This window comes from Nostoc sp., assembly GCF_036917375.1.
GTDB lineage: Bacteria > Cyanobacteriota > Cyanobacteriia > Cyanobacteriales > Nostocaceae > Nostoc.
This window is the reverse complement of record NZ_JBALDN010000092.1, coordinates 23678-45366: the sequence shown is the minus strand read 5'-3', so window position 1 is coordinate 45366 and position 21689 is coordinate 23678. Positions and strand designations below refer to the sequence as shown.

Genomic DNA, 21689 nt, shown 5'->3' with positions numbered 1-21689 from the left:
TTTCCAGATTTACAGATAAATTGTGCCTTCATCAATTTTTAGTTTCTACCTTTGAAAGAGTTTAGCCATTCTTGAACTTGCTCTCGTGCAATATCGCGCCCCCCAAGACCAAAGGCTAGGGCAATAGCAACTGCGATCGCACCTAGTAAAAGTCCAAAGGCTAAATTCACAATATCACTGGCAACTCCAATCTGTTGCAGTGCCATTGCAGAAACTAAGGCAATAATTGCAATCCGCGCCACTTGTCCCAAAATCTGGGCTTGGCGATCGCCGGAACTGGTAATGATGTTAAAAGCCAGATTTGCCAGGAATAAGCCAATGGCAAAGATTACCAATCCCGCCAAAATCCGCCCGAATATAATCACAATCCCAGACACTAATGCTGTCAGGGCTGGAATATTCAAAATATTCACCGCTGCCACCGTGGCAAACAGCATGATCCCCACTAAGGCAACAATGCCTACAATTTCCGATGGAGTGCGAGTTGGAATCGGGGGGGTTGCTGATTCTGTGGAAATGACGATTCGTCTGCTGGGTGTTGCCAGACCCAAAATAGTGAAAATGTTATTAAACCCTAAATTGGTGAGGATACTTGTAACCAAGTCCGCGATAAATCGCCCGATGAAATAGGCAACAATCAAAATTGCTGCGGCTGTAAAGATGGCAGGTAGGGCGTTGAGAACCTGTTGCAGCATAGCGATCGCAGGTACAGAGATCGCATCAATTCGCAAAGCATTCAGCGCTGCGATCGCCACAGGAATCAAAATCAAAACATAGACAATTGTGCCGATAATACTCGATAGAGGTTGTACCCCCGCACTTGTAGATAATCCCAACCGACTACCTAAATGGTCAAGACCAGTTGTCGCCAACAAGTTCGTCACAATCCGCCGTACTACATTAGCGATGAACCAGCCAACTACAGCAATCAAGATCGCCGCTAAAATGTTCGGCAGAATTAGCAGAACTTCTGTAATTAAAGCTTGTACTGGTTGTAAAGCCTGCTGTAGGCCAAGAGTATCCAAAACTGGGGCGAGAAACAGTAAAAATATAAACCAATACAGAGCATTGCCAATAGTCTCACTTAGAGACAACTGATTCAGGCTGGGTGGGCTGTCTTCTGGTTCTGGATTCAAACGCTCATCCAAATTCAATGCCTGTAATGAGCGCACAGTGATAATCTTCACAATGGTCGCCAAAAACCAGGCGGTTCCCAAAAGAATTCCCGCACCAACCAACTTTGGCAAAAAGCCAATAAGTTGATTGAGAAAATTATTTAGAGGTCGAGAGGCTACCTCAAGATCCAATGCTTGTAAAACAGCTACCGCCGTCAACAAGATAATGCTCCAAAAAACTAAGCTGGAGATTAATTTCTCCACTTGGGGAACATCTTGACGACCCGTTATCCCTGCGGCAATGCGGTTATCAATGTTTGTGCGATTGAGGATTCTTCGCGTCAGCCAGGCTGCTAAGAAGGCAATTAGCAAACCTACTGCCAAAATTGCCACTGCCCCTAGTAGACGGGGTATAAACAGAATCAACTGTTGACCAATACCTTGGAGATCAGCGATTCCTTGATTTACTGCTGGTTGCACCGGTTGCAGGCTGGGCGATTGTGCCAAAAATTGCTGCACCCTCGTGGATAAACCAACTCCATAGGCGTAGCCCGTCGTAGACATCACCTGGGTTATTTCTTGCCAAGTTGTGTTCATGGTTTTCGGGAATTATGCTTAAGTATTCGCCGCAAACACTGAGTCAGTGTTTTGCCTATCAATTTACCAGTAAAAACATACATATTTACTCATATTTGATTTAATATACGGGGATTGGGCATAAGGGGCAGAGGGGCAGAGGTGCAGAGGGAAAAACTTACTGCAACTTCTCCCCTGCTCGCCTTCTCCCTCATCTTCCACTGCGCTGAATTTTGCGTTACTCTAATTGCAGCAACAGCACCAAAGATGTGGAATGTCCCAAGTTTTGGAACAATCGATTCAAATTAATGCTACAGCTACGGTGGTGGAGCGCTGTATTAGCGATTTAGCTCTCATGCACCGTTGGCTCAACCCCGTTCTCCGTTGCGAACCTGTGGGCGGAGCTTGGAGTACCGATGTCGGCAGTAAAAGTCGTTTTATTATTCAAATTCCTCTAATAAAACCCACCTTGAATAGCGTAGTTGTAGAACGACAACCGGGTTTAGTAGTTTGGGAATTTCAGGGATTTTTTCAAGGGCGCGATCGCTGGGAATGTCAACCTACAGAAAAGGGAACGCTTTTACTCAATCGCTTTGAGTATGATATCCCTAATCCCTTAGTAAGTTGGGGCTTCAACACCTTTGCTGCATCTTGGACAAAAGAAGATATGCAAGCCCAACTGCGTCGCCTCAAACGAGTCGCAGAAGAAGAAAATAATTCGTAATTCGTAATTCGTAATTGGGCACAAGAGGCAGAGGGGCAGACGGAAAAAACTTACTGCAACTTCTCCTCTGCTCCCCCGCTCCCCTGCTCCCCTGCCTCTTCCCCTACTTGTCTTTACCCAATTCGGTAAGTAGCCGCCGAATCACAGATGCATCGTCGGCATCGGGAACTTTTGCTAAATAATTTTGTAAGTCATCTACGGCTTGGGGGTAGTAACCGAGTTGATAGTAGATCAAACCGCGATCGCGTAATTCTAAAGTTAAACCAGGAAATAGCAATAAAATTCGTTCAACTGCTGCTAGGGTTTTTTCTAACTCTTGCTGTTTGAGGTAAATAAATTTTAAATTTGTCAACATCCGGGCTAAAAATTGCCGATTACTGACTACAGCTAAAAATTCTGGTTGTAGCGTCACGGGTTGCTGATAAAGTTGAGACAGGCGTTCTTCACAATCTTGGGCAAATATTATTTCACCCCCATTAAAAGCATCCACAAAAATCTCTATATCGGGAATATCTGGACGGATCAAGAAATGTCCTGGCATTCCTATACCCACCATTGGAAAATCAATCCGTCGAGCAACTTCCAGGTAAACCAGCGCTAAGGTAATGGGAATCCCCAATCGGCGATCGATTACATCATTGAAAAAGCTGTTGCGCGGGTCGTAATAGTCAATTTTATTACCAGAAAATTTTAAGTCTTCGTAGAGATACTGATTAATACTTTGAACTATCCGCAGAGGATAGCGTGAGTCAGGCAGACGTTCTTGTAGCTCCCACGCCATTGTATCAAGGGCGTTGAGATATTCCTCTGGGTCTAGCTTGGGATATTCTTCTTGTGCAATGTACAAAGCTGCCTTTGCTAAGTCAATTTGCTCGTCAGACTGCTGAATCTCCTGGTAAAAATATTGTCGTGCTGACGATAAATTCATAAGCTGTTGCTCGGTGGAGGTGTGAGGATGAAGCCGCAGGTACGCCCAACTCAGGCATCATAGCTTGGCTAAAAGCTATTTTTTATATCTATCTTCATCTTATGGATATTCAGAAGTTTTGGAAATGTAGTTTACATATATCTATTACTAACTAACTTTTAACAAATGCAGTGTTGGTGATGTCTTCAATGGGCTGTACTCACGCAAAGTACATAACGTAATACAAAACATTATTTCAAGCCCAAAATTAGATATCAAATATCTAGCTTTTTGCTTGCAAGTGTAAGCATCTAAGTAATTGAGAGTAGTAGTATTTTTTAATACAAAGTAGGATAGCTAGGGCGATCGCATCTGAAAAAATAAGATTAAGATCGACTTGAGCATATTCTGTCAATCTGGTCAGGATGAGGATCGCAACCACAGCCGCCAAACTCCTTTTTAAGGAATTACTAAGAGAGTTATGTCCCCGTCCGATGCTAGAGTGAAAGGTGACATTGCTTATTCTTATGTCTTCTCCGACCTTAATCTGAAATCTAGCTTCACTCATTAGGCGCAGCATGGTAACAACCGCAGAAAAAACAAACATTGGTTACATTACCCAAATCATTGGCCCAGTTGTAGACGTTAAATTTCCCGGCGGGAAATTGCCACAAATCTACAACGCTTTGAAAATCGTTGGCACCAACGAAGCTGGACAGGAAATCAACATCACCGTTGAAGTACAGCAACTGCTGGGCGACAATCAGGTGCGGACTGTGGCGATGAGTTCTACCGAAGGCTTAGTCCGCGGTTTTGAAGTCACCGATACAGGCGCTCCCATCAACGTACCAGTTGGTAAAGCCACTTTGGGTAGGATTTTCAACGTCCTTGGCGAACCTGTGGACAACAAGGGTCCTGTAAATGCTGAGGCAAGTTTACCCATCCACCGCTCTGCTCCCAAATTCACTGACCTGGAAACAAAGCCTTCCGTGTTTGAGACTGGGATTAAAGTTGTTGACCTTCTGACTCCCTATCGACGCGGCGGTAAGATTGGTCTATTCGGCGGTGCTGGTGTTGGTAAAACCGTGATCATGATGGAGTTGATCAACAACATCGCTACTCAGCATGGTGGGGTATCCGTTTTTGCTGGCGTGGGTGAACGCACCCGTGAAGGTAATGACCTCTACAATGAAATGATTGAATCTGGGGTTATCAACAAAGACAACCTCAATGAATCAAAAATTGCTCTAGTTTACGGTCAAATGAACGAGCCACCCGGAGCTAGAATGCGGGTTGGTCTTTCGGGATTGACAGTAGCAGAATACTTCCGCGATGTGAACAAGCAGGACGTGCTGTTGTTTATTGACAACATTTTCCGGTTTGTACAAGCAGGTTCAGAAGTATCGGCGTTACTCGGTCGGATGCCTTCAGCGGTAGGATATCAGCCCACATTGGGAACCGACGTAGGTGAACTGCAAGAGCGGATTACCTCAACTACCGAGGGTTCGATTACCTCCATTCAAGCAGTGTACGTACCAGCGGATGACCTCACTGACCCCGCACCTGCTACCACCTTCGCCCACTTAGACGGTACAACAGTACTATCTCGTGGTTTGGCAGCTAAGGGAATTTATCCCGCAGTTGACCCCCTTGGTTCAACTTCCACCATGCTTCAACCCAATATTGTCGGTGACGAACACTACAATACAGCGCGGGCGGTGCAATCAACTCTGCAACGTTATAAAGAACTCCAAGACATTATCGCCATTCTCGGTCTAGATGAATTGTCTGAAGAAGACCGTCTCATTGTCGCGCGGGCCCGGAAAGTTGAGCGTTTCTTGTCTCAGCCGTTCTTTGTAGCAGAAGTATTCACCGGTTCACCTGGTAAATACGTGAAGTTGGAAGACACCATCAAAGGGTTCCAAAAAATTCTGTCTGGTGAGTTGGATGCTCTGCCAGAACAGGCTTTCTACTTGGTTGGCGATATTAACGAAGCGATCGCCAAAGCTGAAAAAATCAAAGGTTAGTCATTAGTCACTTGTACTGAGCGAAGCCGAAGTATTGGTCATTAGTCATTAGTCATTAGTTAAATTGCTAATGACTAATGGCAATTACAAAAGACAAAGGATAAAGGACGAAGGACGAAGGACGAAGGACAAAAGACAAATGACATTAACCGTTCGTGTAATTTCCCCAGATAAAACAGTCTGGGATGCTCCAGCTGAAGAAGTCGTTTTGCCTAGCACTACAGGTCAACTAGGTATCCTAACTGGACACGCACCACTTTTGACTGCTCTAGATACTGGCGTTATGCGAGTTCGTGGCGCTAAAAATCAGAATTGGGAAGCGATCGCTCTTTTGGGTGGCTTTGCCGAAGTCGAAGAAAATGAAGTGACAATTCTGGTTAACGGCGCTGAACGTGGCGACAAAATTAACCTTGATGAAGCTCGTACTGCTTACAACCAAGCAGAAGCGCGTCTAAGTCAAGTTTCCGCAGACGACCGCCAAGCCCAAATTCAGGCAACCCAAGCCTTCAAACGCGCCCGCGCTCGGTTTCAAGCTGCTGGCGGTTCGATCTAATTTAACTTTATATTTCCACTTTGTAGGTTGGGCAATTTCCAACCTACAAAATATTTATTCAGAAGAACTCAGGAGTCAGGAGTCAGGAGTCAGAATTTAACGTGAATTCTGTAAGGATGCTAAAACTCCATCCCTTTACGGATAGAGCATTCTGAATCCTGAATTCTGACTTCTGGCTTCTTATTTATTAATTTTAAAAAAATTACGCCAAGTTTAAGAAATCGAGGCAAGCTTTGGTGGAGTGTTAAATTAGCTAATTAGTTGCCCAGATGGGCACAGATTATGAAAAGCTTTTCATCTTTGCTTGGTACTCGTAAACAAAATAAGGTAGCTCGTTTAGCAGCATCTATCGTAGCAACGTTAGCACTTGCTGGTAGTATTCATTCTGCCAATGCTACTTCTGTCAAAATAACTACTGCAAAAGAAATCACTTCGGCATCAATCCAGCTAAATCAGACCACATCAAATATTGCTCAGTTACAAATTAGCAAGACTCAATATCAAGCTGCTGGAATTAATCCTGTTGTAGTGGTTCCAATTCTACTTGTTGGCGGTTTAGTTATATTTGTCCCCCTATTCTTTGGCGGACTTGTAGTAATTGGCGAGCGTGAAGTAGGCATTGTAGTTAGGAAATTTACCCTTTCCGGGCGCGGACTCCCCGCCGGCAGTTTAATTGCCCTCAACGGCGAAGCTGGCTTACAGGCAGATACTTTAGCTCCTGGCTGGCACTGGGGCTATTGGCCTTGGCAGTATTCTGTAAAAAAAGAGCCAGTAGTTGTCGTTCCCCAAGGGGAAATCGCTTTGATTGTGGCAGCAGATGGCGCATCCAACCCACCAGAGCGGATTTTGGGTAAAATTGTCGCTTGCGACAACTTCCAAGATGCTCGGAAATTCCTCACTCAAGGTGGCGAAAAAGGGCGGCAAATGGGTTTTCTGACGGCTGGTACGTACCGGATTAATACCGCCCTGTTTAAAGTCATTATGGCAGCAAATGCCAGCGCTCATGGCATGGCTCCAGAACAGTTGCGGGTCTACAGTCTAGCATCTGACAAAGTTGGCATTGTCACTACTTTAGATGGTTTACCAATCTCTGCCGGTGAACTTGCAGGCCCGATAATTGAGGGACACGACAACTTCCAAAATGGTCAGAAATTTATTAATGGCGGGGGGCGGCGAGGTTTGCAGGAACAGACTTTGCTTTCTGGTTCTTGGAACTTGAATCCTTGGTTTGTCCAGGTTGAGCAAGTACCGATGACGGAAATTCCCATTGGGTATGTGGGTGTGGTAATTTCTTTCGTAGGTAAAGCACATCAAGATGTCAGTGGTGCAGCTTTCACCCACGGTAATTTGGTGAATCAGGGACATAAGGGTGTGTGGGTCGAACCACTATATCCTGGTAAGCACCCGATTAACTCTCGGATCATGAAGATTGAACTCGTGCCAACGACCAACATTGTTTTAAACTGGTCAGGTCGGACTGAACGCCACAGTTATGATGCTAAATTGGCTTCTTTAACAGTGCGATCGCGTGATGGGTTTGCCTTTGATTTGGAAGTAGCACAAATTATCCATGTCGGTGCTTTAGATGCTCCGAAGGTAATTTCTCGCGTTGGTGCAATGCAAAATTTGGTAGACCACGTATTAGAACCAACTATCGGCAATTATTTCCGCAACTCAGCCCAAGACTATACTGTACTAGACTTTCTCACCGCTCGGAGCGAACGACAATCTGAGGCTGCTGAGTATATTAAAACAGCATTGCGGGCTTATGACGTGCAAGCGATCGACACCCTGATTGGTGATATTCAGCCACCAGCGTCGTTAATGCAGACACAGACAGACCGGAAAATTGCTGAAGAAGAACGCAAGACTTATGAAGTCCAGCAGATGGCGCAAACCCAACGGCAGCAGCTTGTTCGGGAAACAGCACTGGCTAATATTCAGCAAGAAATGGTGAAATCGGAACAGAGTGTGCATATAGCTGACCTCAAAGCCCAAGCCCAAATTAAGCAGGCGACTGGTGAAGCTGAGGGGACAAAACTCCGGGCAATTGCTGAGGCTGAAGGTATCCGAGCCACAGGTAACGCTAAAGCTGAAACCTACCGCGCTGGTGTGGAAGCCTTGGGTTCACAAGGTTATACAGCAATGCAATTAATGCAGATTATCGGCGATCGCAATGTCCGCTTAATACCAGATGTTTTAGTTGGCAGCAATGGCAGCAATAACGGTTTAGTGGATGGGCTACTATCCATGATTTTATGGAATCAAACTGGTAAGGGTGAATTGACACCAACACCTTTGCATCCACAACCAATAGTTGTTAACAAAGGACAACCAACCACAGAAAACGGTTATCCACCTATAGCTGTGAATTTTCCGGGGGATAAGTTAACTTAACGTTAAAAGGGCGGTTAGAAACCGCATTTATACAGACAAAACCCATCCCCGTGGGTTTCAAACCCTCAATTCTTTCTTAGTCCGCCTCTGCGGACTAAGTTTCTGTCGCCGCGAATTCTATTCGGACTGGCTGGCTGTAACTCTAGCGGAGTAATTTTGCTTTTACAAGAGCGCTATCGTTTAATGAAACGGATTGGTAAAGGGGGATTCTCTAAAACCTACCTCGCTGTAGACGAGGGTGAGTTTCCTCCAATTCCTTGCGTCGTTCAAGAATTATCGCAAGAATACGAGACTTCTATTACTTTTCAAGAAAAGGCGCAACAGCTAGAAAAATTAGGCAAGCATCCGCAAATTCCTGCATTATTAAATTATTTTCAGCAAGATGGGCATTTCTATTTAGTGCAGGAGTTTATTGCAGGTACTAATTTAGCTCAGGTGGTTGAAGAAGAAGGCGCTTTTAATGAAACTCAGATTTGGCAACTGTTAGAAGATTTGTTGCCAGTTTTGCAGTTTATTAGCGATCGCCACATCATCCACCGCGATATTAAACCCCAAAATATCATCCGTAGATCCCCAATTACCAAGAAGGGGGATTTCGTCATAGTCGATTTTTCCACTGCGAAAATTGTCACAGAAATCGATCGGCTAACATTGGAAACCAGTATCGGCAGTCCAGAATACGCTGCACCAGAACAAACGAAGGGAAAAGCGGTTTTTGCTAGTGATTTATATAGCTTGGGTGTAACTTGTATTTACTTACTGACCCAAATTCCTCCCTTTGATTTATATGATATTGCTAACGATTGCTGGGTTTGGCAACAATATCTTACGACTAATGTAAGCGATGTCTGGCGACAAGACTCAAAGAGTCTACGCTTGGCGCAAATCCTCGACAAGCTGCTGCAAAAGACTATTAACCGCCGCTTTCAATCGGCTGATGAAGTTATGCAAGCAATGGGTATGGAATGTAAAACTCAAAATTTTAAATTACCAAATCCTCCTTGGCGCTGCTTGCATACCTTAACTGGGAATTCTGGGACATTAAGTAGTGTGAATGCCCTTGCCATTAGTGCTGATGGTTACACTTTAGCCAGTGCTAGTGATGACAAAAACATCAAATTGTGGGATTTAAATACTAAAAAAGTCCTAGCTAGCTTATCAGGACATTCCCAAGCTGTAAAATCAGTTGCTTTCAGTCCAAATGGTCAAATTCTGGCAACTGCTAGCGATGATAAAACTATCAAATTGTGGCAGGTTGAGACATTAGAGCAAATCTGCACTCTTTTGGGACATTCCCAAGCTGTAAAATCAGTTGCTTTCAGTCCAGATGGGCAGATTCTCGCTAGTGGTAGCTGGGATAAGACAATCAAACTCTGGGATGTCAATACTGGCAGAGAAATTTGCACTATAGCTGGACACCAATTAAAGGTAAATTCAGTGGCATTTAGCCCCCAAGGACAGTTTTTAGCCAGCGCCAGTTATGACAGAACAATTCGCCTGTGGCAGATACCAACAAGAGACAGGGGAGCAGGCAGCAGGCAGCAGGGGGATATGAATAGTGCTAAGTTAAAAAACTATCCACAAGGGGCGGAGGATATTGCCCCTTTCCCCCTGCCCTCTGCCCCCTTGCCTCCTGTTGAAAACCGCCCATGCTATAGCTTGTTAAGCACCCTTTCGGGTCATGCATGGGCGGTTTTGACAGTCGCTTTTAGTCCCGATGGTCAAATTTTGGCGACGGGTAGTGATGATAACACTATTAAGTTGTGGGAGGTAAACACAGGTCAGCTAATTTGCACACTTGTAGGCCATTCTTGGTCTGTGGTGGCTGTGGCTTTTACTGCCGATGGCGAAACACTCCTAAGTGCAAGTTGCGACAAAACAGTTAAACTTTGGAGGGTAAGCACAGCAGAAGAGATTGTTACTCTCTCTGGTCATGTAGACTCAGTATCTGCTGTTGCTGTGAGCAAAGTTACACAATTAATTGCAAGCGGCAGCCGGGACAAGACTATCAAACTGTGGCAGCTTGTAGAACGGGACAATAGCTAATTTTGTAATATCAAGCGCTACCTGTAAAGGCAACTTCTGGAAATTTCAATTGAGCTTCTGCCATTGGACGGTTTCTGCCTTCCTCTTGCCAGTAGTTAATCACTTCTGTTGCTTTATTAAGCAACTCGACACGATCCACGTCAGTAATCCAATGTTTGGACTCTAATTCCTTTTTTAACTCTTCCCAGGCGTCATTTCTGGGCCAAAAAAAGTACTTAGTCAAGGGACTGGTGCCTTTGCCTACAACTTGATCGACTGCGAGAGCAACGTTCTCGTCTAACCACAGAATTTTCAAAATAAACTTGGTCAATCACACCTCCGGGAATTTCCGGGCATTATTTAACTAGGATAGCGATCGCTTATTTTAACGCAATACCCTATCAAATGACCAAACAGTAATTGGATTGGGCTAGCATAAGGTGTAGTCGGCGCTAAAAGAGATGCTTATGACTGCTCAACTGCCCCAATCTCAAATAACATCTGGTTCAGATTTGTATGAGCAAGATTATTACCTGTGGATTCAAACCACAGCAGAACTGCTCAAGCAAGGTCGGCTCACAGAACTGGATTTAGAGAATTTGATTGATGAAATTGAAACAATGGGCAGGAGTGAAAAGAAAGCACTAAGAAGCAATTTGGAAGTGGTGCTGATGCACCTCTTGAAGTATAAATATCAAGGTGAGAAGCGCTCTGGTAGTTGGCGAGCAACAATTCGGGAGCATCGCAAACGCCTCAGACAAGCTCTAGAAGAAAGTCCTAGCCTCAAACCATATTTTGATGAGGTTTTTGGGCTGTGTTATGACGATGCTAGACTCTTGGCTGCCGATGAAACTGAATTGCATCTAGCTATCTTCCCCGAAAAATCTCTCTTCTCGCCAGAGCAAGCCCTTGACCCCGATTTTTTACCTGAGCCATGAGCGCATTATGATGATGTAAAACTCTTTTGCTTCTTACTCCATGACTCAACCAACTTCTGTAAAAGCGATCGTTGTTTTCGATATTGATGGCGTTGTGCGCGATGTTAGCGGTTCTTATCGCCGGGCGATCGCAGATACCGTAGAACATTTTACCACCCAAGCATATCGTCCAACCCCACTTGATATTGACCAACTCAAGTCTGAAGGCGTGTGGAATAACGATTGGGAAGCATCGCAGGAATTAATTTACCGCTACTTTGAAACCCAAGGACAGACTCGCGAGCAATTGCAACTAGATTACAGTGCGATCGTTGCGTTTTTTCAATCACGTTACCGAGGCTCAGATCCAAATAATTTTACAGGGTATATCTGTAATGAACCCTTATTATTACAACCTAGCTATTTAGAGCAACTTACCCAAGCCGGGATTGCTTGGGGATTTTTTAGCGGTGCGACTCGTGCTTCTGCTAACTATGTATTGGAAAAGCGCCTCGGTTTGCAATCTCCGGTGTTGATTGCGATGGAAGATGCGCCAGGTAAACCAGACCCCACTGGGCTTTTCGCTACAGTTCGTGAGTTAGAAAATGGAATTGAGCAAAAATTAGCGATCGTGTATGTGGGAGATACGGTAGCAGATATGTATACCGTTGAGAAAGCGCGGAGTCTAGATTCTTCTCACACTTGGATTGGTGTAGGGGTTTTACCGCCCCACGTCCAGGAAACAGCAGCCCGTAGTGATGCATATAGTGAGACATTAATAGCAGCAGGAGCAGCAGTAGTTTTGCGTAATGTGGAAGAATTGACTCCGAGACAAATTCAAGAATTGGTAAGTTCATTTGCTTGATCTGTCTTCTAAGCTTAATTAAGCTAGGGGTGCATGAATGACTGGCTGATAACAATCTTGCTTTAATTATTGGGAGATTAATAAAAATGTCTGCAATTAAACTGCCTAACGGCCCTCAAACTCACCCTTGGGTACAGACGTATCAGTGGCTGACTAATCCTTTAGAGTATATGGAAGCCTGTGCTAAACGCTATGGTGATATCTTCACTCTTCGGATTGGGCCAGTTTTTACTCCCCAAGTATTCATTAGTAATCCCCAAGCGATTCAGCAGATTTTTACGACAGATCCCAAACAGTTAGATTCTGGTGCAGCAGCAGGTTCAGGAACGCCTTTATTGGGACCAAATTCTCTACTATCCTTAGAAGGAAAACCTCACCAGCGCCAGCGTAAACTGCTGACACCTCCTCTACATGGGGAAAGAATGCAGGCTTACGGTGATTTAATCTGTGAAATCACCAAGCAAGTAACTACTAAGTGGCCAGTCGGGGAAACCTTTACAGTCTTGTCATCCATGCAAGAAATCTCCTTTCAGGTGATTTTGAAGGCTGTATTTGGTCTAAAGGACGGACTTCGTTATGAAAAACTCAAAGAAACACTGATTGCTATCTTGAATCCAAAAAGACCTGTTATACGGGCAATAATGCTGTTTTTCCCATTATTACGACAGGATTTAGGGCCTCGCAGTCCTTGGGGAAGTTATCTACGTTTGCGGCAAGCAATGGACGATCTCATCTATGCTGAAATCCAAGAAAGGCGATCGCTTGCTGACCAGTCTCGAACTGATATTCTGTCTTTAATGATGGCGGCTCGTGATGAAGCAGGTGAGCCGATGACAGATTTGGAATTACGTGATGAATTGATGACTTTATTGATTGCAGGTCATGAAACTACGGCTAGTTCTTTAGCATGGGCCCTTTACTGGATTCATCATCAGCCTGAAGTCCGTGAAAAACTGGTGCAAGAATTGGATAGCCTGGGTGAGAACAAAGATGCAAACACCATTTTCCGATTACCTTATTTAAATGCAGTTTGTTCAGAAACAATGCGCCTGTATCCGGTGGCGATGTTGGGATTAAATCGATTGGTTAAATCACCTTTAGAAATTGCAGGCTACAAATTTGACCTTGGTACTATATTGGTTCCTTGTATTTATTTGAGCCATCATCGAGAAGATTTATACCCCAATTCAAAGCAGTTTCAGCCAGATCGTTTTCTGGAACGCCAATTTACTCCATCTGAATATTTGCCTTTTGGTGGTGGTAATCGTCGCTGTATTGGCATGGCATTTGCCCTGTTTGAAATGAAACTGGTATTGGCAACTATACTATCTGATTGGCAAATGAAACTAGCTGGTACACAGTCAGTACTGCCAGTTCGCAAAAGCTTCCTGTTAGCACCAGGGGGTGGTGTACCAATGGTGGTAACTGGAAAGCGTCAGCAAAATCAGCGAGTTCTTGAGACTAACTTAGTGTAAAAAGTCTCAGAATCAGGTGGGAGCGATCGCTTCGCATCCCTTTTGATTTACTTGCTAATTACTGGATTTTCAAGAATTTATCCAAAGCTGTAACTAGGCTGGGGGGCCAACGGCGGATATTTTTTACCCAGTCGATATCTTTATAGCGGCTGTCAAGTCCATAAGCTGCTACCCAGTTACTTTCAGCTTCACCTTGTTCTCCATTTACCCAATATGCAGCTGTGAGGGCGGCACGCACATCAGCAAATTTGGAGTATTTACGGGCAATATTTCGCATTTCACGGATTGCTTGCTCTTTTTGACCAGTTTCATACAGAGCCAGGGCGTAGTTCGCACGGGCGAAGGCAAAATTTGGGGCTATCTCATTAGATTTTTTGTAGTCTGCGATCGCATCTGACCATTTTCCTAAACCTGTTTTGGCATTTCCCCGATTGTTATATGCCATCGCATCGTCAGGATCGAGTTCTAAGACATGATTATAATCTGCGATCGCATCTTCCCATTTTCCCATCCCTTCCAACGCCGCCCCGCGATTTAAATATGGATCGGTGACATTTGGCGCTAGTTCTATCGCTTTGTTATAATCTGCCAGCGCCTCTTGCAATTTATTCTGACTCACCCGCGAATTTCCCCGGTTACTCCACGCCCCTGCATTTGTCGGAAATTGCTCAATAATCTTTGTCCAGTAAGTTTCAGCCGTCGCAAAATCACCTTGATTCGTCGCTATAAACGCTTGATTTGCCCACTCATCACCTTGTTTTAACTGTTCTTGAGTAATGGGTGGTTGAGATTGTGCCATGACTGGAGTAGCCCAGCCAAATACAAGTAACAGACTGAGAAAAATACCAATCAACTTAATCATGTAGGTTTACCTAATTTGTCATTTGTCATTTGTCATTGAGTATGGGGTATGGGGCAGAGGAATAGAGTTCAAAGACTCATTTGACGAGTATCAATACCCAATGCCCAATGCCCAATGCCCCATGCCCTCAAGAGTGCTGAGTTGGACAGAGGGGAGAATAACTCAGTACTCAGTACTCAGCACTCAGCACTGTTTTGCCCAATGCCCATAATTACAATAATGACAACTGTTCATTAGGAGGCGTGAATCCCAAATGTTTATATGCTGCCTTAGTCGCCATCCTCCCACGATGAGTTCTAGTTAAATACCCAATTTGCATCAAGTAAGGTTCGTACACCTCTTCAATTGTTTGAGTATCTTCACCCGTGGCTGCTGCCATTGTTTCTAACCCCACTGGCCCGCCATTAAATTGTTCAATTATTACACTCAGCATTTGGCGGTCTGTCCAATCTAAACCGCAAGGATCTACTTGGAATAGTTGCAATGCTTCAGATGCAATGCTTTCATTAATATCCCCAGATTCTTTTACTTCCGCATAATCACGCACCCGCTTTAGTAGCCTATTAGCAATCCGCGGTGTTCCGCGCGAACGACGGGCAATTTCTGTGGCTCCATCTTCTGTAACGGGGGTTTTGAGTAATTGAGCGGTTCGCAGTACAATTTGAGTCAATTCATCAACTTCGTAAAATCGGAGTTTTTGAATTAAACCGAAGCGATCGCGCAGTGGTGAAGTTAAAGCACCGACACGCGTTGTAGCTCCCACGAGGGTAAACTTTGACAGAGGCAAACTTCTGATCCGAGCGCTAGAACCCTTACCAATAGTAATATCTAAGCGATAATCTTCCATCGCCGGATAGAGAATTTCTTCTGTCATCCGCGAGAGGCGATGAATTTCATCCACAAATAAAATATCCCCAGGCTTGAGGTTCACCAGCAGCCCGACAATATCTCGTGGACGTTCTAGGGCTGGCGCACTGGTAATTTTGTAATTTACCCCCATTTCTGATGCTAAAATCATTGCCATTGTGGTTTTACCCAATCCTGGCGGCCCATACAGTAGCAAGTGATCCAGTACTTCACCACGAGACTTAGCTGCTTTAATGGCAATATCTAGCACATCCTTTAAATCTTTTTGCCCAATGTAATCGGCAAATCGGTGTGGCCGAATACCCTCTTCCTGCTGTTCTTGTTCATCAATAGCAGCTTCAGGCTTCAATATGTTCTCTGTGGATGGTGCTTTCGCCGACTCTCGGTGCTGCTTTGGTTCTCCGTTGGGTTCTGGAGGCTGTTTTTTCGAGGAGATTATCGCCATAATTCAGCTATCTACTTTTAAGGGACTAGGGAGTGAGCGGGGTAGGGGAGCAGGGGAGGCAGAGGGGCAGGGGAGGCAGAGGGGCAGGGTGACAAAAGTTAGACCCTTGTTCCCAATTCTCCTTGTCCCCTTGTCCTCTTTCCCATGCTCCATGCCCAATACCTATGAAAATTTTCGGTTGAGAATACCCGCGCCAATTTAAAATTTAAATTTCGGTCAATTATCCAGAAGTACAAAAGTTATTATGTTATCTAAAAGAATCTTACCGTGCTTAGATGTGAAGGCGGGACGGGTTGTAAAAGGAGTTAACTTTGTTAATCTCCAAGATGCAGGCGATCCGGTAGAGCTGGCCAAGGTTTACAACGAAGCCGGTGCTGATGAGTTAGTATTTCTGGATATTACAGCTACTCATGAAGACCGAGCTACAATTATAGATGTGGTCTACCGCACTGCTGAACAGGTCTTTATTCCATTGACTGTAGGTGGTGGCATTCAATCCTTAGAAAATGTTAAAGCTTTGTTACGAGCAGGCGCAGATAAGGTTAGTATTAATTCTGCGGCAGTGCGGGAACCAGACTTGATTAATCGGGCAAGCGATCGCTTTGGTAATCAGTGCATAGTTGTTGCTATTGATGCCAGACGCAGAAATAACCTGGAAAATCCAGGTTGGGATGTGTATGTGCGGGGTGGCAGAGAAAATACAGGCTTAGATGCCCTATTGTGGGCACAGGAAGTTGAAAAACGGGGGGCCGGAGAACTGCTAGTCACAAGTATGGATGCTGATGGAACCCAAGCTGGGTATGACATTGAGATTACACGGGCAATTGCGGATGCTGTAGAAATTCCAGTTATTGCCTCTGGTGGTGCAGGTAATTGCGAACATATCTACACTGCCCTAACTGAAGGTAAAGCTGAAGCCGCATTACTTGCATCCCTGTTACATTACGGACAATTAAGCGTAGCAGAAATTAAAACTTACTTGCGCGATCGCAACGTGCCAGTAAGAACATTCTGGTGATCCACTATTTTTCATTTAATGACATCTATCTAAGGTTAGACACACTTCCCTGAAAGGGTGTTAATATTATTTTACAAGTATTAACAAATATTAAAAAATATGTTGCTTCCTATTCTACTTTTTGATGTCGCCCTGGTGGCGTGGTCACTGCACTTAATGGAAAAAGCCTACGAGAGTAAAGAATTTTCTCTAATGTTAGCTGGTACCTTGGTTGCTCTTGCTGCTGCTGCCATGTTAGTAGTTTACTTTTTGATGGGTCATTGTATGACCTATTTGTTGCAAGTATCCTAGAGAGGGCTGAGTGCGAGAGGGGATATTTAAAATTTAGTTTCCAGAAAGCTTGACAAAGTAATAATAACTAAGCAATTATATATAGCTGATTTTAAGAGGATGTTTTAACGGTATCCAAAAGTATAATTTTTAGCCTTCTGGACTAAGTAAATGCAAGCTAAATATAGCTGACTAAACCTAATTTATACATCACTTTTTGAGTTTTACTTTCTGGAGTAATTCATCTTTAATCCGGTTAAGAATTGAAGTCTCATCCAAATTAGTCAAAATCCGATTAATCACTGCTTTCGGCCCATCAGGCCCCCAAGTTGCGCCGTTGGCTAAATAAACTTTGATAACTTGTCCAATACCGTAAGAAGAAACACCAGCTACTCCTCCTTGTGTAATCGCCACCGATATATAAGGACCTAGCGCAATACCACCCGTAGCTGTTGCAGAAATTCCAAGTAAAGTTTTTAATCCACTCAAGCCTAGATTTGCTAGCAATTCACTAGCACCGATGCCGCCCATACTCAGGGCGATTTTTTGTAGCAACTGTACAGCCCCAGCTTCGGTCATAGAGAAGCCATAGAGTTTAGATAAACCCAAAATCAGAGCAATATCAATTACCACACTACTGAGAATATCTACCACAGTTACAGGATTGAGTGCGATCGCTAATGCCTTAGCCATTACAGCCTTCCAAATCAACTGATTGGCATTCTGTTCCCGAATCATCAGTTTTCGTTCTATCAACTGCTCATTTACGATATCGGCATAAAGCATGGTATTTAGAGCAACCAAGGCTTTGCCCTCACGATGCAGAATTTCCAAGATTTTCAGCTTCAGTTCCTCGACTTGGGCATTCCCTGTACGCAACTGTATGCCCCTAGTACCATCAGGGCGACGAATCGCCGTCTTCACCAATGGCGATGCCGCCGCCATGACAATTTCTAGAGGTGTGAGTAATTCCCGCACTCTTTCATCTCGGATTTTGTGATAAATTGCCATCCGGTCTGCTTCTGGATACTGGTCTACTTTGTTAAACACCAGAACGATCGGTTTACCTGCTTCCCGCAATTGCGAAAGGGCGGCGTATTCTAACTTTGTCATATCACCAGAGATCACAAACAAAATCAAATCTGCAAGTTTTGCAATCTGTTCAGCTAAAGCGGCGCGGGTTGCACCATCTACTTCATCTAACCCAGGAGTATCAATTAATTCCACCTGGGATTGACCTACACCAGGAAGAGTGACACGCAAAGCACGTTCATTTTCCCCAATCGCCTCCTCACTAATACTCCAATTAACTCTTTGTGCAGCACGGGTGACACCGTGCAGCGGCCCAGTTTCAAATACTGTTTGCCCAACCAAAGCATTGAGTAGCGAAGACTTACCACGTCCCACCATACCAAAAGCCGCAATCTGCACCACCATGCGGTCTAACTTCCCTAGCATGGTTTCCAAATCAGCAATTTCTACCTCCAATCCGGTTTTTTCCTGGGGAGTAAGGTCAAGATTGGCTACCAAGTTTCGCAACGCTGTTTGTGCTTGTTTATAGTTCAGTTCCGTCTGAATATCTTCAAAACTGAAAATAGCACTATCCAATTCTTCCTCCCAGCTGAGAGAATTTGCGTCAGTGTTAGCGGAATCGCTTTGATGAGGTTCAGGCACGGGCAATGTCGAAGTCATATCAATTGGAAATTTGAAATTTGGGATTTTTAAATTAGCCCTGTCTCTTATCCTAGTTATTTTTAACAGAGGTTTGTGCAGATTAGGGAGCAGGGGGGCAGGGAGCGGAGGAGAATAATAAATAACTAATGACCAATGACCAATGACCAATGACTAATGACTAATGGCTAACAAAAAGTCATAAACTGAAAAATGCATCTAATATAACGCGTTAGGATCTTGACTAAATTACCTGTGCGGAAAATCGTTATTGCCGGCAACTGGAAAATGTTCAAAACCCAGGCAGAAACCCAGGAGTTTTTACAGGGATTTCTGCCCCACTTAGAGGAAACCCCCCAAGGGCGAGAAGTGATATTGTGTCCTCCTTTCACTGATTTAAGTGTTTTGTCCAAGACCTTGCACGGTAGCCTCATCCAACTGGGGGCACAAAATATCCATTGGGAAGAATATGGAGCATATACGGGTGAGATTTCTGGCCCGATGCTGACAGAAAGCGGTGTACGCTTTGTGATTGTCGGTCATAGCGAACGACGGCAATACTTTGGAGAAACGGACGCCACCGTTAATCTGCGCCTCCGAACTGCTCAAAGGTTTGGTTTGACTCCAATTCTTTGTGTTGGCGAAAGCAAACAACAACGAGATGCGGGAGAAACTGAATCTCTGATTACTCTCCAACTTGACAAAGCCTTGGTAGATATCGATCAGGATAATTTGGTGATTGCCTACGAACCGATTTGGGCGATTGGCACTGGCGACACTTGTGAAGTAGAGGAAGCTAATCGAATAATTGGCTTAATTCGCAGTCAGTTGACTAATCCGAATGTATCAATTCAATATGGCGGTTCAGTCAAGCCGAATAATATTGATGAGATTATGGCTCAACCAGAAATTGATGGTGTCCTCGTGGGAGGAGCAAGTCTAGAACCTGAGAGTTTCGCTCGGATTGTGAATTTTAAGTCAGTGTGATGTGCTTTTTCCTCGTTCCCATGCAGAGCATGGGAATGCCTAATGTAGATTTATGCCAAGGAACTTGATAATTCGAGGACGCTGTTTCGATTGGGGACAGCGGACTTATTTGATGGGCGTTTTAAATGTAACGCCCGATAGCTTTAGTGATGGGGGTGAGTTTAACACTTCCTCAGCCGCTTTAGTACAGGCGCAAGCACTGGTGGCTGCTGGTGCTGACATCATCGATGTGGGCGGTCAATCAACTCGACCAGGGGCAAAGCAAATCACTCTGGTGGAGGAACTTGACCGGGTATTATCTGTATTACAGGCGCTAAGACCAGAGATTTCAGTCCCAATTTCTGTAGATACAACCCGTGCTGCTGTAGCCAAGGCATCTGTAGAAGCTGGAGCCGATATTATTAATGATATTTCTGGCGGCACTTTTGACTCAGAAATGTTGGCAACAGTGGCAGAGTTAGGTGTGCCGATGATTTTAATGCACATCCGGGGAACACCACAGACAATGCAACAACAGACCGATTATCAAGATTTGCTCGGTGAAATTTATAGTTTTTTGGCTCGACAAATTGAGGCAGCAACTACTGCTGGCATTGACCTGGAAAAAATTATTATCGATCCTGGTATTGGTTTTGCTAAAAACTATGAGCAAAATTTAGAAATCTTTCGCGGCTTGCGATCGCTCGCACCACTTAACTGTCCTATCTTGATAGGAGCATCCCGTAAAAGTTTCATTGGTCGCATTTTAAATCAACCAGATCCCAAAGCACGAGTTTGGGGAACGGCAGCAGCTTGTTGTGCTGCTATTTTTAATGGCGCTGATATCCTCCGAGTTCACGATGTTCAAGAAATGCGCGATGTTTCATTAGTCGCCGATGCCCTATTGAGACAAGCTAGACAGCGTGACTCTTAAGTGTTACCGTTCTTCGATTTTTTTGCCGTTACCTTCTTGAGTTACCGACTCGGCTATCAACTCCTGAAACATTTCACTTGAGTTAGCTGGGTCTACAAAGACAATTTTGGCATTACTGCTCTCACCAAGTTTTTGGCTAGCATCTACATAATCTTGAGCCACAAGATACCGCAGAATGTCTCTACTGTCGGGATTGGAACGGAGAGCTTGAGAAATGATTTGCACTGAAGCCATAGTTCCTTCTGCTTTCTTAATCGCAGCTTCCTTTTCCCCTTCTGCTTCGGTAATCAACGCCCGTTTTTTGATGACGGCGGCTTGTTCCTCTTCCCTAGACTTTCGGACACTCTCAGGTAGAGTAATTCTCTGAATATCTAACCGAAGAATCTCAACTCCCCAATCTGCCGTTACATGATTCAACTGATCTAAGATAGCTGAGTCCATCTCTGCTCTAGAGACGTTGGTCTGCTCTAGGGTATTTTGGGCAATGATTTCTCGGAGCGTAGTTGTGGTGATCTGTGTTAATGCTCCTTGCAGATCCTCAATCGCGTAAAAGCTTCTCTCGATATCTCGAATACGCCAGTATACAATAGCATCCACTTCTACGTAAATATTATCTTGGGTGATCACATTCTGAGGTTTGATGTCTGTATACTGCTCTCGTGTTGTATCTTCCATGACAATCTGATCTACCAAGGGAACAATAAAGTTCAGCCCTGGCTTAAGTTTTCGATGATACCGCCCTAAACGTTCGACTAAGGCTTCATTTCCTTGATTAATCAGTTTTGCAGAACCTAATGCATAACCTATAAGGGCTAAAACTATAGCAATAATTGGCTCCATGTATGCTCCTATTCAGCTTTGGGGAGAATTTAGTGTCAAAGATATGCTACTAGCTTGTCATATCTTTGAGTTTAATGTTTTGAGTCTGTAATTTTATCAACATCGGCAGCGATGTCGGGTCGCTGCACGTTTTGTACATATTTTGTAAGTAAAACTATTTTGCGGAATGCGATCGCTATTAAAGCACCTTGATAAAACGCTGGCAAGGACTACTTGATGTAATCAACATTACTTG

20 protein-coding genes are annotated in these 21689 nt (G+C 44.3%); 12 read left to right on the top strand and 8 right to left on the bottom strand.

What is annotated here, in order from left to right; genetic code table 11:
- Window positions 1-38 precede the first annotated feature (38 nt).
- The gene (locus tag V7K45_RS23715) at window positions 39-1712 is read right to left on the bottom strand and encodes a mechanosensitive ion channel (RefSeq protein ID WP_335007413.1); all 1674 of its coding nucleotides are present in this window, start codon (window positions 1710-1712) and stop codon (window positions 39-41) included.
- Between the two features lie 253 nt (window positions 1713-1965).
- Between V7K45_RS23715 and V7K45_RS23710 the strand changes: the two genes are divergently transcribed.
- Window positions 1966-2415: an SRPBCC family protein gene (locus V7K45_RS23710; protein WP_335007412.1), complete on the top strand. Its 450-nt coding sequence runs from the start codon at window positions 1966-1968 to the stop codon at window positions 2413-2415.
- Between the two features lie 103 nt (window positions 2416-2518).
- On the opposite strand, the gene V7K45_RS23705 is transcribed toward V7K45_RS23710, so the two are convergent.
- Window positions 2519-3343 (bottom strand): SirB1 family protein, encoded by an 825-nt coding sequence (locus V7K45_RS23705; protein ID WP_335007411.1) that lies wholly within the window; start codon window positions 3341-3343, stop codon window positions 2519-2521.
- A gap of 557 nt (window positions 3344-3900) precedes the next feature.
- Between V7K45_RS23705 and atpD the strand changes: the two genes are divergently transcribed.
- The 4 genes from atpD (at window position 3901) to V7K45_RS23685 (ending at window position 10345) form a co-directional block, all read left to right on the top strand.
- Complete coding sequence (gene atpD, locus V7K45_RS23700; RefSeq protein ID WP_322636279.1) at window positions 3901-5349, top strand: F0F1 ATP synthase subunit beta; 1449 nt, start codon at window positions 3901-3903, stop codon at window positions 5347-5349.
- A 139-nt stretch (window positions 5350-5488) separates the two neighbouring features.
- On the top strand, window positions 5489-5902 hold the full coding sequence (gene atpC, locus V7K45_RS23695) for an ATP synthase F1 subunit epsilon (RefSeq protein WP_335007410.1): 414 nt from the start codon (window positions 5489-5491) through the stop codon (window positions 5900-5902).
- Window positions 5903-6184: 282 nt separating this feature from the next.
- A complete protein-coding gene (locus V7K45_RS23690) occupies window positions 6185-8299 on the top strand; it encodes an SPFH domain-containing protein (protein WP_335007409.1) in 2115 nt (704 codons plus the stop codon).
- Window positions 8300-8482: 183 nt separating this feature from the next.
- A complete protein-coding gene (locus V7K45_RS23685; protein WP_335007461.1) occupies window positions 8483-10345 on the top strand; it encodes a serine/threonine-protein kinase in 1863 nt (620 codons plus the stop codon).
- A gap of 10 nt (window positions 10346-10355) precedes the next feature.
- On the opposite strand, the gene V7K45_RS23680 is transcribed toward V7K45_RS23685, so the two are convergent.
- The gene (locus V7K45_RS23680) at window positions 10356-10655 is read right to left on the bottom strand and encodes a 30S ribosomal protein PSRP-3 (protein ID WP_013190996.1); all 300 of its coding nucleotides are present in this window, start codon (window positions 10653-10655) and stop codon (window positions 10356-10358) included.
- Window positions 10656-10791: 136 nt separating this feature from the next.
- Between V7K45_RS23680 and V7K45_RS23675 the strand changes: the two genes are divergently transcribed.
- The 3 genes from V7K45_RS23675 to V7K45_RS23665 all read left to right on the top strand — a co-directional run bounded on the left by V7K45_RS23675 (window position 10792) and on the right by V7K45_RS23665 (window position 13581).
- Window positions 10792-11262 (top strand): DUF29 domain-containing protein, encoded by a 471-nt coding sequence (locus tag V7K45_RS23675; RefSeq protein WP_335007408.1) that lies wholly within the window; start codon window positions 10792-10794, stop codon window positions 11260-11262.
- Between the two features lie 40 nt (window positions 11263-11302).
- On the top strand, window positions 11303-12106 hold the full coding sequence (locus V7K45_RS23670; protein ID WP_335007407.1) for a TIGR01548 family HAD-type hydrolase: 804 nt from the start codon (window positions 11303-11305) through the stop codon (window positions 12104-12106).
- 86 nt (window positions 12107-12192) lie between these two features.
- On the top strand, window positions 12193-13581 hold the full coding sequence (locus V7K45_RS23665; RefSeq protein ID WP_335007406.1) for a cytochrome P450: 1389 nt from the start codon (window positions 12193-12195) through the stop codon (window positions 13579-13581).
- A gap of 58 nt (window positions 13582-13639) precedes the next feature.
- On the opposite strand, the gene V7K45_RS23660 is transcribed toward V7K45_RS23665, so the two are convergent.
- Entirely contained in the window at window positions 13640-14443 is an 804-nt protein-coding gene (locus V7K45_RS23660) for a tetratricopeptide repeat protein (RefSeq protein WP_335007405.1), read from the bottom strand.
- A gap of 211 nt (window positions 14444-14654) precedes the next feature.
- Window positions 14655-15755 (bottom strand): Holliday junction branch migration DNA helicase RuvB, encoded by a 1101-nt coding sequence (gene ruvB / locus V7K45_RS23655; RefSeq protein ID WP_335007404.1) that lies wholly within the window; start codon window positions 15753-15755, stop codon window positions 14655-14657.
- A gap of 244 nt (window positions 15756-15999) precedes the next feature.
- Here ruvB and hisF point away from each other — a divergent pair, with 244 nt between their 5' ends.
- Together hisF and V7K45_RS23645 are read left to right on the top strand one after the other, a co-directional pair.
- Window positions 16000-16773, top strand: a complete 774-nt coding sequence (gene hisF / locus V7K45_RS23650) for an imidazole glycerol phosphate synthase subunit HisF (RefSeq protein WP_335007403.1) — start codon at window positions 16000-16002, stop codon at window positions 16771-16773.
- Window positions 16774-16872: 99 nt separating this feature from the next.
- The gene (locus V7K45_RS23645; protein WP_094348875.1) at window positions 16873-17064 is read left to right on the top strand and encodes a hypothetical protein; all 192 of its coding nucleotides are present in this window, start codon (window positions 16873-16875) and stop codon (window positions 17062-17064) included.
- A gap of 189 nt (window positions 17065-17253) precedes the next feature.
- On the opposite strand, the gene V7K45_RS23640 is transcribed toward V7K45_RS23645, so the two are convergent.
- Complete coding sequence (locus tag V7K45_RS23640) at window positions 17254-18735, bottom strand: GTP-binding protein (RefSeq protein ID WP_335007402.1); 1482 nt, start codon at window positions 18733-18735, stop codon at window positions 17254-17256.
- Window positions 18736-18969: 234 nt separating this feature from the next.
- On the opposite strand from V7K45_RS23640, the gene tpiA reads away from it, so the two are divergent.
- Together tpiA and folP are read left to right on the top strand one after the other, a co-directional pair.
- Complete coding sequence (gene tpiA, locus V7K45_RS23635) at window positions 18970-19701, top strand: triose-phosphate isomerase (protein WP_335007460.1); 732 nt, start codon at window positions 18970-18972, stop codon at window positions 19699-19701.
- Between the two features lie 52 nt (window positions 19702-19753).
- Window positions 19754-20614 (top strand): dihydropteroate synthase, encoded by an 861-nt coding sequence (gene folP, locus V7K45_RS23630; protein WP_335007401.1) that lies wholly within the window; start codon window positions 19754-19756, stop codon window positions 20612-20614.
- A 3-nt stretch (window positions 20615-20617) separates the two neighbouring features.
- Here the strand turns inward: folP and V7K45_RS23625 are convergent, their stop codons facing one another.
- Window positions 20618-21454 carry an SPFH domain-containing protein gene (locus tag V7K45_RS23625; RefSeq protein ID WP_335007400.1) on the bottom strand — a complete coding sequence of 279 codons (837 nt, stop codon included), beginning with the start codon at window positions 21452-21454 and terminating at the stop codon, window positions 20618-20620.
- A gap of 71 nt (window positions 21455-21525) precedes the next feature.
- Window positions 21526-21660 carry a hypothetical protein gene (locus V7K45_RS23620; protein WP_335007399.1) on the bottom strand — a complete coding sequence of 45 codons (135 nt, stop codon included), beginning with the start codon at window positions 21658-21660 and terminating at the stop codon, window positions 21526-21528.
- Window positions 21661-21689 lie beyond the last annotated feature (29 nt).

Coding starts and splice junctions, on each gene's coding strand:
- V7K45_RS23715 (WP_335007413.1), bottom strand. CDS start 1,712: ATGAACACAACTTGGCAAGAAATAACCCAGGTGATGTCTACGACGGGC.
- V7K45_RS23710 (WP_335007412.1), top strand. CDS start 1,966: ATGTCCCAAGTTTTGGAACAATCGATTCAAATTAATGCTACAGCTACG.
- V7K45_RS23705 (WP_335007411.1), bottom strand. CDS start 3,343: ATGAATTTATCGTCAGCACGACAATATTTTTACCAGGAGATTCAGCAG.
- atpD (WP_322636279.1), top strand. CDS start 3,901: ATGGTAACAACCGCAGAAAAAACAAACATTGGTTACATTACCCAAATC.
- atpC (WP_335007410.1), top strand. CDS start 5,489: ATGACATTAACCGTTCGTGTAATTTCCCCAGATAAAACAGTCTGGGAT.
- V7K45_RS23690 (WP_335007409.1), top strand. CDS start 6,185: ATGAAAAGCTTTTCATCTTTGCTTGGTACTCGTAAACAAAATAAGGTA.
- V7K45_RS23685 (WP_335007461.1), top strand. CDS start 8,483: ATGAAACGGATTGGTAAAGGGGGATTCTCTAAAACCTACCTCGCTGTA.
- V7K45_RS23675 (WP_335007408.1), top strand. CDS start 10,792: ATGACTGCTCAACTGCCCCAATCTCAAATAACATCTGGTTCAGATTTG.
- V7K45_RS23670 (WP_335007407.1), top strand. CDS start 11,303: ATGACTCAACCAACTTCTGTAAAAGCGATCGTTGTTTTCGATATTGAT.
- V7K45_RS23665 (WP_335007406.1), top strand. CDS start 12,193: ATGTCTGCAATTAAACTGCCTAACGGCCCTCAAACTCACCCTTGGGTA.
- V7K45_RS23660 (WP_335007405.1), bottom strand. CDS start 14,443: ATGATTAAGTTGATTGGTATTTTTCTCAGTCTGTTACTTGTATTTGGC.
- ruvB (WP_335007404.1), bottom strand. CDS start 15,755: ATGGCGATAATCTCCTCGAAAAAACAGCCTCCAGAACCCAACGGAGAA.
- hisF (WP_335007403.1), top strand. CDS start 16,000: ATGTTATCTAAAAGAATCTTACCGTGCTTAGATGTGAAGGCGGGACGG.
- V7K45_RS23645 (WP_094348875.1), top strand. CDS start 16,873: ATGTTGCTTCCTATTCTACTTTTTGATGTCGCCCTGGTGGCGTGGTCA.
- V7K45_RS23640 (WP_335007402.1), bottom strand. CDS start 18,735: ATGACTTCGACATTGCCCGTGCCTGAACCTCATCAAAGCGATTCCGCT.
- folP (WP_335007401.1), top strand. CDS start 19,754: ATGCCAAGGAACTTGATAATTCGAGGACGCTGTTTCGATTGGGGACAG.
- V7K45_RS23625 (WP_335007400.1), bottom strand. CDS start 21,454: ATGGAGCCAATTATTGCTATAGTTTTAGCCCTTATAGGTTATGCATTA.